We start from the raw sequence: 11,687 nt of genomic DNA, 5'->3' as shown, positions 1-11,687 counted from the left end.
CTAGCTTGTAGTCTGTTTTCATGGCAGTTTTGCCTTGGGAGAATTCCTTGGCAACCGAATCGGGGGGACAAAATCATGCAGCTCTATTCTCGGCCTCTGTCTCCTTATTCCGCTTTCGTGCGCAGTGTCCTTTATCTGAAGGATTTACCCTTCAAGCCGATCACGCTGCCCTATCCCTTCCCGGCTGATTTCGGTGAAATCACGCCTTTGCGCCGTGTTCCGGTGCTGATTACCAGTTCCGGCGAGACGCTCTTCGAAGCTGTTGTGATCGCCGAATATCTCGAAGATCATTTTCCTGAGAAGCCGCTCTTGCCCGGCACGCCGCGCCAGCGCGCGCTGATCCGGCTTCTGGCCCGCGTGATCGAGCTGGAAGTGCTCGGACCGGCAATGAAGCTGTTCATCCTGTTGAGCAAACCAGAGCGTGACAGCGCAACGATCGACCGTCTTTTTGAAAAGCTGAACACCGGCCTGTCGGTGATCGAACATCGCCTGCCAGATACGTTCTATGCGGTCAGCGAAGAACCGACACTGGCTGATGCGTGGTTGCTGCCGGTGCGGTTTCTCATGGAACCGTTGAAGAAACTGTCGGGCAAGCCGGATTTGCTGGACGCATTTCCTAAATTCGATGCATATGCCGCAAAGGCAAAGCAGCATCCAGCCTTCGAACGCATCTGGAACGAGATGAGTGACGGGCTGAAGGCCTTCATGCCGCATCTGGCTTAAAAGCCGGTAACATCCCCGGTTCCTGTTATTATTTTCGCATGCCGCCTCCAGCCCTCCCCGGTGGCGTGCCCTTTTGGAGTTCGTTTCTTGACGAAAAAGACCATCGCTCTTATCGCCTTGCCTGCGATTGCGCTTCTTGCGGCCTGTACGCCGCGCCCGGCCAGCGGGCCCGTCACGCAGACTGTCAGCAAGGCAGCGCTGCCGACGATGGAACGCATCGCGCTGGCCGCCAATAGCTGCTGGTTCAAATCCAAGGACAAGGATTTCCGCAGCTATACGCTTGCACCGGAACTGAATTCCTATAGCGGTCGTCCGCGCATTCTCGTTGTGCCTGGACATAACCCCGCAGCGCGCCCGCTGCTGGTCGTGCAGGCGGAAGGCAATCCAGCACGCGTCGAAACTTTCGGCCCGATGCTTCAGGAAAGCCATGGCAATCGCATCCTCAGCGACGTCAATCGCTGGGCATCCGGCCAGAAAGGCTGCTGAAATTGATACTTCCTCCCGCATTTGCGCGGGAGGAGTTCATCTCTATACCAGCTGTCGATGACAGCGAATGGTGGTTCAGTTCTTCACATTGAATGCATTCGTGGCAGCGGGGGCGGTCGCTTGAGGTCGGAAGCTCAGATTTCGTCCCGCCTGATGCCTATGTCTTTGAGCTGCCTGTCATCCAGCTCCATAAGCATCCTCCTTGTCCGACGTCTTGACGAAGATGCCCGGACTCTATCGACAAGCCCCGTCCAGACCTTGCGTATCCGGTGCGGCACAGCCGATACCGACCGAGCGCGCAAGCCTTTGTTCAAATCACTCGCAATATCGACGTGCGGCAGAATAGTAATTGCGTCAATTACATCATTGGCTGGCCTGATGTAGTTCATCACTGCAGCCTCCTCATTTAAACATTAGCTTTATGCAAATGCTTCAATAATTAGGATGCTAACAACTTCATCAAATTTAACAATTACAACTAGTTGAGCCGGATTTATCGCCCCCTATTTCTTTGAAAAGACTGCCGCGATATTCCTAATACATATCTCACTTATTGCAGGTGCAGATTTGCCAACCAGCGCCTAAGATGCCCAACCTCATGTCTGCATCTCTAACGGAGATGAAAGCGTACTTTACGCGCTTCCCGTTCCGCCTCGCTTCTCTTGAGGCCGATGTCGCGCAATTGTTCATCCGTCATTTCGTACAGCGCCAATCGGCTGCGACGCATCATGCTGATGTATGAAAGCCAGCTCACAAGTCGGCGCAGCAGGCTCACATCCGTCCCCTCTCCCGTCGCAGCCGCCAGCTGGGCATGTAAGCCCCGAGGCAAGTCACTCATGCGATCAGCGTCAGGTATCGGCAGGATTGTATCTATTGTCTCGGTCTGAGGTCTGAAGTAAAACATCATTCGATCCATTCTCTTGCTAGCCAGATGCCGCAAAGCGTCAGATTTGAAGTTCGAATACGGCAAATCTGGATATGATGACATCAATCAGCGTTGGAATGACTCTATAATTGACTCCACAATCGATACAATTTATAAGTTGTCACCATGACAAATTGGATTCCTGACCTATCAAGCAGAACTGGCCCACTTTACCTGCAATTGGCGGATGCCATTGAAGAAGCGATTGGCAATGGCGGACTGCCTGCGGGCGTAAAATTGCCGCCGCAGCGTAACCTCGCTTTCGATCTGAAGGTGACAATCGGTACAATCGGGCGTGCCTATGCACTTGCTCACGAACGCGGCCTTGTTACCGGCGAAGTTGGGCGCGGCACCTATGTTCTGGGCGAAGAGCCGTCCGAATCCGGTTTGGTTCCGCCGGGGTTGATCGGTACGAAGCCCGCCGATGTGCCGATGGGCAAAATCCGGCTCGATTCCACTTCTGCGCCAGAGGTCGGCCAGCATGAAGTGCTTGCCAAAATCAGCACCGACATTCACCGCGATTTCCCGCAGGAGATTGCCAATTATTCGCGTCAGTTTCCGCAGCACTGGCTGGAAGCAGGCCAGAAATGGCTGGGCAGGGCTGGCTGGCAGCCGGATCTCGACAGCATTGTCATCACCAACGGCGCGCAGGCCGCGAGCATTGCCATCATCACGGCGTTCACCAATCCGGGTGACCGCATCCTGTTCGAAAATCTGACCTATGCGCAGATAAACCGTTCTGTGCGACTTCTCGGACGCCGCACCATTCAGGCTGCGCATGATGAATACGGTCTCATTCCGGAAGAATTCGAGCGTGCCTGCCGCCAGCAGCATCCGACTTTGGCATTTCTCATGCCGACCCTGCATAATCCAACGCTTGCGACCATGACGGAGGAGCGGCGGCGCGCGATAGCCGATATTGCGCGACGCTATAATGTCTGGCTCATCGAGGACGATATCTACGGCAGCATGTGCGAAAGCGACATACCGTTGCTGGCAAGCTTTGCACCAGAGCGCACATTCGTCGTGTCGAGCCTGTCCAAGGCCGTGGCCGCGGGCATACGCAGCGGATGGGTTTCCTGCCCGCCGCATTGCGCCCAACGCGTCAAGGTCACACACAAAATGATGACGGGCGGCGTGGCTTTTCTTCTGGCCGAGACTGGCGCGCAGCTTGTGCTTTCCGGTGCAGCCGACGCTATCCGCGAGAAAAGCCGTATAGAAACAAAAGCGCGCGAGGAAATCGCGCGTCGTGTTTTCTCCGGTTTCGACTTTGTGTCCCGCCCCAATATTCCTTTTCTCTGGATGGGGCTGCCCGAGCCGTGGCTATCCGGCACATTCAAGGCTGCCGCCTATGAAAGCGGTATTCTGATCGACGATGAAGACGAGTTCAAAGCCGGTCGCGTTGATCAGATTTATCATCGCGTGCGCATCGCCTTCTCCTCCCCGACCGACCGGAACATCGTCGAGAGCAGTTTCCTGACATTGCGGCAACTGCTCGAAAATGAGCAGGCGGGCTATGAGGGCAGTGTATAAACGCTGCCCGTGACAGGACTGTTGGAGCCTTGATGCAGTAAGATGCTGAATCAGGCCGGGAAAGCGGCATTTTCCTGTCGCGCTTCCAACAGAGTTAGGTTAAAGAGACCCCTTGAAACCTTAGATGCCCAGCCTTCGGCGGAAGGTTTTCGGGTGCCACAGCCTGCGACGGGGTTGCCCATTCCCATGACTATCTCCAATTCCAATAATCGCGAAATCACGCCGGAACTCATCGAATCCCACGGCCTCAAGCCGGACGAGTACCAGCGCATTCTCGAATTGATCGGACGTGAGCCGAGCTTTACCGAACTCGGTATCTTCTCGGCCATGTGGAACGAGCATTGCTCCTACAAGTCCTCGAAGAAATGGCTGCGCACGCTGCCGACCACCGGTCCGCGCGTCATTCAGGGCCCCGGCGAAAATGCAGGCGTCGTGGACATTGGTGACGGCGATTGCGTCGTCTTCAAAATGGAAAGCCACAACCATCCGTCCTATATCGAGCCCTATCAGGGCGCGGCGACCGGCGTGGGCGGCATTCTGCGCGACGTGTTCACCATGGGCGCACGTCCCGTTGCGGCAATGAACGCGCTGCGCTTCGGTGAGCCTGACCATCCGAAAACCCGTCATCTGGTATCCGGCGTCGTTTCCGGCGTCGGCGGCTATGGCAATGCCTTCGGCGTGCCGACCGTTGGCGGCGAAGTGAACTTCGACAAGCGCTATAACGGCAATATCCTCGTCAATGCATTTGCTGCCGGTCTTGCCAAGCATGACGGCATCTTTCTGTCGGAAGCCAAGGGCGTTGGCCTGCCGGTCGTTTATCTGGGTGCCAAGACGGGCCGCGACGGCGTCGGCGGCGCGACCATGGCTTCGGCTGAGTTCGACGAATCGATTGAAGAAAAGCGCCCCACCGTTCAGGTCGGCGATCCATTCACCGAAAAATGCCTGCTGGAAGCCTGCCTTGAGCTGATGGCGTCCGGCGCGGTTATCGCCATTCAGGACATGGGTGCAGCTGGCCTCACCTGTTCAGCTGTCGAAATGGGCGCCAAGGGCGACCTCGGCATTGAACTCATTCTCGACCATGTTCCGGTCCGCGAAGAGAACATGACGGCCTATGAAATGATGCTTTCGGAGAGCCAGGAGCGTATGCTCATGGTTCTGAAGCCGGAAAAGGAAGCCGAAGCCCAGGCGATCTTCCGCAAATGGGGCCTCGACTTCGCCATTGTCGGCAAGACCACCGACGATTTGCGTTTCCGCATTATTCATCAGGGCGTGGAAGTCGCCAATCTGCCGATCAAGGATCTGGGCGACCAGGCACCGGAATATGATCGTCCGTGGATGGAACCGGGCAAGCATGCACCGCTCCCGGCCAGCAATGTGCCGCAGGTGGAAGACTATTCGGCAGCGCTCCTCACGCTCATCGGCTCGCCGGATCTTTCGTCGCGTCGTTGGGTCTATGAACAGTATGACACGCTCATTCAGGGCAATTCCTTGCAGGTTCCCGGCGGCGACGCTGGTGTGATCCGCGTCGAAGGCCACGACACAAAGGCGCTTGCCTTCTCGTCGGATGTGACGCCGCGCTATTGCGAAGCGGACCCGTTCGAAGGCGGCAAGCAAGCTGTGGCCGAATGCTGGCGCAACATCACGGCGACCGGCGCAGAACCGCTGGCCTCGACGGACAATCTGAACTTCGGCAATCCTGAAAAGCCTGAAATCATGGGCCAGCTCGTCAAAGCCATCGAAGGCATTGGCGAAGCCTGCCGCGCCCTCGATTTCCCGATCGTTTCGGGCAATGTCTCGCTTTATAACGAAACCAACGGTCAGGCCATTCTGCCGACCCCGACCATTGCCGGCGTCGGCCTTATCCCGGATTGGTCGCAGACGGCCAAGATTGGCGGCATGCAGGACGGCGACACGCTGGTTCTGCTTGGTGGCGACGGCTCGCATCTCGGCCAGTCGATCTATCTGCGCGATCTGTTCGATCGTGTAGACGGCCCTGCCCCGACCGTCGATCTTTCGATGGAAAAGCGCAACGGCGAGTTCGTCCGTTCGGCAATCCGTAACGGTCAGGTTACGGCCTGCCACGATCTTTCCGACGGTGGACTGGCAATCGCTGTCGCCGAAATGGCGATCAAGTCCGGCAAGGGCGCGACGCTGAATGCTGGCGACGGCCTGCCGCACGCAGTTCTCTTCGGTGAAGATCAGGCGCGCTATGTGATTGCTGCAACGTCGGAAATGGCCAAGCTCATCGCGCTTAATGCTGAGGGCGCAGGCCTTCCGTTCCGCGTTCTGGGCCAGGTCGGCGGCGACCGTCTGACCTTTGGCGATAGCGTCGATGTTAGCGTCGCAGAGCTGACGCAGGCTTTCGAAGGCTGGTTCCCGGGCTTCATGAGCGGCGAGCCGGTTAGCGACAACTGATCGCAGCAACGCGAACACGACTTTAACGCCCGGATGAATATCTCGTCCGGGCGTTTTGCTTGTATGGATCGCCTGTGTGGCATTTAAACATTAGACAGATACTCATTGACGTTCCACGATGGTGCGGTACGATTCGATGAATAACAACGATAAGAAGCTGGAAACGGCGGGAGTTTTTGCATGGCTATGGACGCTCATGAGATCGAAAAACTGATACGCGAAGGGATTCCCGGCGCAAAGGTGACGATCCGCGACCTTGCCGGAGACGGGGATCATTATGCAGCCGAAGTGGTCGCGGAGAGTTTCCGCGGCAAGTCGCGCGTGCAGCAGCATCAGATGGTCTATGACGCGCTGAAGGGCAACATGGGCGGCGTGCTCCACGCGCTCGCTTTGCAGACCAGCGTGCCGGAATAAGGCAGCGCTTTATTGAGCGGGCGACATATGCTGCGGCAAGATGTTGCCCCTTAAATCCGGCACTTCGCGCGTATTTGACTTGCTTTCACCCGAACGGGGTGGTTACGAGCATGGTAATGATTATATTGGGAGTGACCTCCCAATTATGCCGGAAATCGACCCGGCGAGTTTGTTGGAAGCGTGATGATGTCCATATGTTCTGACGGCATTGGGCACACGCTCTGAAAGGAAACGAGATGACCGGCATTAACGATTTCATCGACAATGAAGTGAAGACCAACGACGTCGTGCTTTTCATGAAGGGCACACCCGGCTTTCCGCAATGCGGTTTTTCCGGTCAGGTCGTTCAGATCCTCGACTATCTCGGCGTCGACTATAAGGGCGTGAACGTGCTCGCCTCCGACGAGATTCGTCAGGGCATCAAGGAATATTCCAGCTGGCCAACCATCCCGCAGCTTTATGTGAAGGGTGAATTCGTCGGCGGCTGCGATATTGTGCGCGAAATGTTCCAGTCCAACGAACTACAAGCACTTTTTACCGATAAAGGTATTGCCACCAAGGCTGCTTGAGGATTAATAGCCCGTCATACGGCTTTAGTCTTAGCTTTTTACAAAAGGCGCCGTTCATCGGCGCCTTTTCGTTTTTATCTGACGGCAGCTTCTGCCGGGTGCCCCATTTTCGAGATTTCGACGTTCGTACCGCCCTTTTCAGGCGCGGCGCGTCATTATGCCAAGGAATGTCAGTCATGCCGATCGACATAAAGCACGCCTCGCCGGATCAAAAAACTTCTATGCATGGGCGTGGCGAATTCATTGCACTGATCGCAGCCATCATGGCCATCAATGCGCTGGCGGTTGATATCATGCTGCCCGGCCTGCCGCAGATTGGCGCAAGCCTCGGTGTGCAGTCGGAAAACCACGTGCAGTTCGTGATCACGGCCTATCTGCTCGGCTTTGGTGTCTCACAGCTGTTCTATGGACCGCTCAGCGACCGTTTCGGCCGTCGCGCGCCACTGTTCGGCGGGCTGGTGATTTATGTACTGGCCGCACTCGGTGCCGCCATGGTCAAGGATTTCACCACACTCATCATCCTGCGCGTACTTCAGGGACTTGGCGCCGCTGGAACACGTGTTATTGCGGTTTCGGTGGTCCGCGACCGCTTTGCCGGACGCCAGATGGCGGAAGTCATGTCGCTGGTGATGATGATCTTCATGATCCTGCCGGTCATTGCGCCAGCCACCGGACAGCTGATCATGCTGTTCGGCGAATGGCACCTGATCTTCCTGTCCATGGCTATCATGGCGTTGATTGTGGGCATCTGGGCCTTTATCCGGCTGCCTGAAACGCTCCCGTCAGATCAGCGCCGTCCATTGACCATCAAAAGCGTGATTGGCGGCTTCGGCATCGTGCTGTCCAACCGTGTTGCCCTGTTCTACATGCTCGGCACGTCGTTCATCCTCGGTGCGCTGTTTGGCTATATCAATTCGGCCCAACAGATCTTCGTTGAAATCTACAAGCTCGGTTCTTTGTTTCCGTTGGCCTTCGCAGCGGTGGCCATGACGCTGGCACTGGCTTCATTCCTCAACTCCCGACTGGTCGGGCGTTACGGTATGCGCCGTATCTCCCAGACCATGCTGCTGGTCTTCACCAGCTTCAGCCTGCTCTGGATGGTGCTGTCGATTGTACTGGTCGATCCTGTGCCGTTCCCGTTGCTGATGGCGATCTACATGACCATCATGTTCTCGTTCAGCCTCGTGACCGCCAATTTCAACGCGCTCGCCATGGAGCCGCTGGGCGAAGTGGCAGGCACGGCCTCGTCTGTGCTGGGCTTTGCCCAGACGGTCATCGGCGCTGCGCTGGGAGCGATCATCGGTCAAGCCTTTGATGGCACTACGACGCCTGTCGCGATGGGTTACGGCGTGCTTGGTTTCGTTGCACTCATCTGCGTGCTGATCGCCGAACGCGGCAAACTGTTCCGGGTGCAAAACCCACCTGCCGAACATGTCGTCGGATAAGACCAAACGAAAAGCCCCGGTTTAACCAAGGTTTTTTCATTTCATGAGAAGAAAATCTCCACCTCTGGTGGAGGATTGGAAGAGTTTTACGCCGTATGAAGGAAAACTCCGGTTTCGATCACGAAGTGATCGAAACCGGAGGTTATAATGGACGATAACCATCTTACACGTGCGACTTGGATCTGCCAATATCATGTGGCTTATGGCAGCAGATACCGCACGAAGCGTGCTTTATGGCGCCCTTCGCCCAGAACTACAGGATTTGTTTATTCGATTGAGCTTGCAAAAAGGGTGCCTGATAGAAGAAGAACACCTGATGCCGGACCATGTGCACATGCCGATATCGATCCCACCGAAATGTTCGGTGGCGCGCATTGCCGGGTTTTTGAAAGGCACGATAGCGCGTTACGTTGCCGATAAATATGCAAAGAAGCGCAAATATCATGGTTATCACTTTGGGCGCGAAGGTACTTCGTTTCGACCGTCGGTTACGATGAACAGGTCGTTAGACGCTATATCCGCAATCAGGAAAAGGCCGACAAGGATTCAGATCATGCGGACCTTTTTAAGGGCGCTTATTAACACATAACAAAACTACTTCTAGGTCGTGTGAACTCTTGGGTTACCAAGGCAGAGCAAATCAGCTTCAAGACTGTCTTCTGGGGGCAGTCATGGTGTTTTGGATCGTCTGATCCTTCGAGACGACCAGTAGGAGCGGATATCGCATCACATTTTTGGTGACGAACGCCCACGCGGTTCGTTCGGCCGCGACAACCGCTATTTGTGGAAGCCGTGCTTCGGATTGTGCGTACCGGTTCGCCCTGGCGCGATCTGCCGGAGGTGTTCGGCGAGTGGAATAGTGTCTTCCGCCGTTTCAGCGGCTGGAGCCGGAAGGGCATCTGGCGGCGCTTGTTCGCCGCGATGTCGGACGATCTGGACTTCGAGTACCTGATCGTCGGTTCCACCATCATCCGCGCCCATCAGCACGCCGCCGGTGCAAAAAAGGGGCTGGAGATCAAGTCCTTGGCCGTTCTCGCGGCGGCCTGAGCACCAAGATCCACATGGCTGTGCGTAGTCTCGCCTGCCCCGTCCCCGTCACGCTGACTGCGAGCCAGAAGGGCGATGCCCTGATCGAGGACTTACCCCCCGACGTTATCATGGCCGACACAGCTTACAGCAGTGATCGCCTGCGCTCTGCTATCGCCGATAAAGGCGCTGTGGCAGTGATCCCAAACAATCCGTCCCATTCGCTAAAATACCCGCTGGACAAGCATCTCTATGCCCAGCGCCACCTGATCGAATGCTGATTCTCGAAACTCAAGCAGTTCCGCAGGGTCGCTACACGCTTCGAAAAAACTGCCGCAAACTACCTCGCAGTCGTCACTACGCAGCAATCGTCTTATGGATCAGATAAATGTCCACACCACCTGGTGGTTCAAGCGTAGCGTCCCAAACCTCCACCTCTGGTAGACGTCCATGACTTTCGTGGATGTCACAAGGACGATCAGTACCAGCCGACAGCAACCTGTGCTTCTTCGGACATGCGGTCTGCAGTCCATGGCGGATCGAAAGTCATTGAAACTTCGACCATGGAAACGCCTTCAACAGCGCCGACGGCGTTTTCAACCCAGCCCGGCATTTCGCCGGCAACCGGGCAGCCGGGAGCTGTCAGGGTCATTTCAATCTTCACAGTACGGTCGTCTTCGATATCGATCTTGTAAACGAGACCGAGTTCGTAAATATCCGCCGGGATCTCCGGGTCGTACACAGTCTTCAGCGCCGCAATGATGTCGTCCGTCATGCGCAGGAGTTCTTCCTGCGGAATGGCGGAGGCAGAAAACACAGAGCCGCCCTCGGCTTTCGCCGCTTCATCGGCAGGCTTGGTTCCAGCCTGATCCTGAACTTTTTGTTCCATCTCGGTCATCCGAAAAACTTCCTCGCCTTTTCCAAGGCTTCCGCCAATGCATCCACTTCAGCGCGGGTATTGTACATGGCAAAGGATGCACGGCATGTAGAGGTGACGCCAAAGCGTTTCAAGAGGGGTTGTGCGCAATGCGTGCCCGCACGCACGGCGACCCCGGCCCTGTCGATCACCATCGACACGTCGTGCGCATGGATGCCTTCCAGCGCAAAGGAGATGATAGCTCCCTTATCCGGCGCATGGCCGAAAATACGGAGCGAATTGATCTTGCCCAGTTGTTCGTGGGCGTAATTGCGCAAATCTTCCTCATGGGCAAGAATGGCGTGACGGCCAATCTTTTCCATATATTCAAGTGCTGCGCCGAGACCGATCGCCTGAACGATCGGCGGTGTGCCGGCCTCAAACCGGTGCGGCGGATGATTGTAAGTCACGTTATCTTCCGTGACTTCCTCGATCATTTCACCACCACCCTGGAAGGGACGCATCTTTTCCAGCATCTCTGCGCGTCCGTAAAGAACGCCGATACCGGACGGACCATAGACCTTGTGGCCGGTGAAAACATACCAGTCACAACCCAGATCCTGCACGTCGACCGGCAGATGCACCGCGCCCTGACTACCATCGACCAGCACCGGAATGCCGCGCGCATGGGCAAGCTCAACGATCTTCTTGATCGGCGTCACGGTGCCAAGCGCATTCGACATATGCGTAATGGCGACCAGCTTGGTGCGGTCCGTCAGGCGCTTCTCGAATTCTTCGATGTGGAAGATGCCTTCATCGTCCACCGGGGCGAAAACCAGCTTCGCGCCCTGACGTTCGCGAATGAAATGCCATGGAACGATATTGGAGTGGTGCTCCATGATCGAAACCAGAATCTCGTCGCCCTCGCCGATATGCGGCATGCCATAGCCATAAGCGACCGTATTGATCGCTTCAGTGGCATTCTTGGTGAAGACGATTTCATCGACCGAGCCAGCATTCAGAAAACGCCGAACGCTTTCGCGCGACTTTTCATAGGCATCGGTTGCGGCATTCGACAGGAAATGCAGACCGCGATGAACATTCGCATATTCATTGGAATAGGCATGCGTCACGGCGTCGATGACGCTCTGCGGCTTCTGCGCCGAAGCGCCATTGTCGAGATAGACAAGCGGTTTGCCGTGTACTTCGCGCGACAGGATCGGGAAATCCCGGCGGATGGCTTCCACGTCATAGGCCGCAACAAGCGGATTCTTCTGGTCCATGATCGTACCTTT

The 11,687-nt window shown here is 56.1% G+C and carries 11 protein-coding genes and 2 pseudogenes; 9 read left to right on the top strand and 4 right to left on the bottom strand.

The window, feature by feature from the left end; all coding sequences use genetic code 11:
• Positions 1–75: 75 nt before the first annotated feature.
• Together FGI60_RS09835 and FGI60_RS09830 are read left to right on the top strand one after the other, a co-directional pair.
• The gene (locus FGI60_RS09835; RefSeq protein ID WP_138785028.1) at positions 76–723 is read left to right on the top strand and encodes a glutathione S-transferase family protein; all 648 of its coding nucleotides are present in this window, start codon (positions 76–78) and stop codon (positions 721–723) included.
• 87 nt (positions 724–810) lie between these two features.
• Positions 811–1,209, top strand: a complete 399-nt coding sequence (locus FGI60_RS09830; RefSeq protein ID WP_138785027.1) for a hypothetical protein — start codon at positions 811–813, stop codon at positions 1,207–1,209.
• Positions 1,210–1,343: 134 nt separating this feature from the next.
• On the opposite strand, the gene FGI60_RS26795 is transcribed toward FGI60_RS09830, so the two are convergent.
• Both FGI60_RS26795 and FGI60_RS26515 read right to left on the bottom strand, forming a co-directional pair.
• Positions 1,344–1,598, bottom strand: a complete 255-nt coding sequence (locus tag FGI60_RS26795) for a DUF1127 domain-containing protein (RefSeq protein ID WP_374843440.1) — start codon at positions 1,596–1,598, stop codon at positions 1,344–1,346.
• A 221-nt stretch (positions 1,599–1,819) separates the two neighbouring features.
• Positions 1,820–1,984, bottom strand: a complete 165-nt coding sequence (locus FGI60_RS26515) for a DUF1127 domain-containing protein (protein ID WP_235889779.1) — start codon at positions 1,982–1,984, stop codon at positions 1,820–1,822.
• Between the two features lie 276 nt (positions 1,985–2,260).
• Here FGI60_RS26515 and FGI60_RS09815 point away from each other — a divergent pair, with 276 nt between their 5' ends.
• The 7 genes and pseudogenes from FGI60_RS09815 to FGI60_RS09785 all read left to right on the top strand — a co-directional run bounded on the left by FGI60_RS09815 (position 2,261) and on the right by FGI60_RS09785 (position 9,924).
• Entirely contained in the window at positions 2,261–3,667 is a 1,407-nt protein-coding gene (locus tag FGI60_RS09815) for an aminotransferase-like domain-containing protein (RefSeq protein ID WP_138785025.1), read from the top strand.
• Positions 3,668–3,853: 186 nt separating this feature from the next.
• Positions 3,854–6,082: a phosphoribosylformylglycinamidine synthase subunit PurL gene (gene purL, locus FGI60_RS09810; protein WP_138785024.1), complete on the top strand. Its 2,229-nt coding sequence runs from the start codon at positions 3,854–3,856 to the stop codon at positions 6,080–6,082.
• A gap of 180 nt (positions 6,083–6,262) precedes the next feature.
• Positions 6,263–6,496: a BolA/IbaG family iron-sulfur metabolism protein gene (locus FGI60_RS09805; protein WP_007874594.1), complete on the top strand. Its 234-nt coding sequence runs from the start codon at positions 6,263–6,265 to the stop codon at positions 6,494–6,496.
• 236 nt (positions 6,497–6,732) lie between these two features.
• A complete protein-coding gene (grxD, locus tag FGI60_RS09800) occupies positions 6,733–7,065 on the top strand; it encodes a Grx4 family monothiol glutaredoxin (protein WP_078338449.1) in 333 nt (110 codons plus the stop codon).
• Positions 7,066–7,241: 176 nt separating this feature from the next.
• Positions 7,242–8,510 (top strand): multidrug effflux MFS transporter, encoded by a 1,269-nt coding sequence (locus FGI60_RS09795; RefSeq protein ID WP_138785023.1) that lies wholly within the window; start codon positions 7,242–7,244, stop codon positions 8,508–8,510.
• Between the two features lie 147 nt (positions 8,511–8,657).
• A pseudogene (gene tnpA / locus FGI60_RS26750) lies at positions 8,658–9,092 on the top strand (IS200/IS605 family transposase).
• Between the two features lie 136 nt (positions 9,093–9,228).
• A pseudogene (locus FGI60_RS09785) lies at positions 9,229–9,924 on the top strand (IS5 family transposase).
• 90 nt (positions 9,925–10,014) lie between these two features.
• Here FGI60_RS09785 and FGI60_RS09780 read toward each other — a convergent pair.
• Positions 10,015–10,434: an SUF system Fe-S cluster assembly protein gene (locus FGI60_RS09780; protein ID WP_138785022.1), complete on the bottom strand. Its 420-nt coding sequence runs from the start codon at positions 10,432–10,434 to the stop codon at positions 10,015–10,017.
• Positions 10,431–11,675 (bottom strand): cysteine desulfurase, encoded by a 1,245-nt coding sequence (locus FGI60_RS09775; protein ID WP_138785021.1) that lies wholly within the window; start codon positions 11,673–11,675, stop codon positions 10,431–10,433. Before FGI60_RS09775 ends, FGI60_RS09780 begins: the two co-directional genes overlap by 4 nt.
• Between the last annotated feature and the right edge of the window lie 12 nt (positions 11,676–11,687).

The organism is Brucella haematophila (assembly GCF_005938105.1).
Taxonomy (GTDB): domain Bacteria; phylum Pseudomonadota; class Alphaproteobacteria; order Rhizobiales; family Rhizobiaceae; genus Brucella; species Brucella haematophila.
The sequence above is the reverse complement of the archived record's forward strand: the minus strand, read 5'-3'. Positions and strand labels throughout refer to the sequence as shown.

Bases quoted from the DNA above. Each gene is read 5' to 3' on its own strand.
- FGI60_RS09835 (WP_138785028.1), top strand. From the start codon at position 76: ATGCAGCTCTATTCTCGGCCTCTGTCTCCTTATTCCGCTTTCGTGCGC.
- FGI60_RS26795 (WP_374843440.1), bottom strand. From the start codon at position 1,598: ATGAACTACATCAGGCCAGCCAATGATGTAATTGACGCAATTACTATT.
- FGI60_RS09815 (WP_138785025.1), top strand. From the start codon at position 2,261: ATGACAAATTGGATTCCTGACCTATCAAGCAGAACTGGCCCACTTTAC.
- purL (WP_138785024.1), top strand. From the start codon at position 3,854: ATGACTATCTCCAATTCCAATAATCGCGAAATCACGCCGGAACTCATC.
- FGI60_RS09805 (WP_007874594.1), top strand. From the start codon at position 6,263: ATGGCTATGGACGCTCATGAGATCGAAAAACTGATACGCGAAGGGATT.
- grxD (WP_078338449.1), top strand. From the start codon at position 6,733: ATGACCGGCATTAACGATTTCATCGACAATGAAGTGAAGACCAACGAC.
- FGI60_RS09795 (WP_138785023.1), top strand. From the start codon at position 7,242: ATGCCGATCGACATAAAGCACGCCTCGCCGGATCAAAAAACTTCTATG.
- FGI60_RS09780 (WP_138785022.1), bottom strand. From the start codon at position 10,434: ATGACCGAGATGGAACAAAAAGTTCAGGATCAGGCTGGAACCAAGCCT.
- FGI60_RS09775 (WP_138785021.1), bottom strand. From the start codon at position 11,675: ATGGACCAGAAGAATCCGCTTGTTGCGGCCTATGACGTGGAAGCCATC.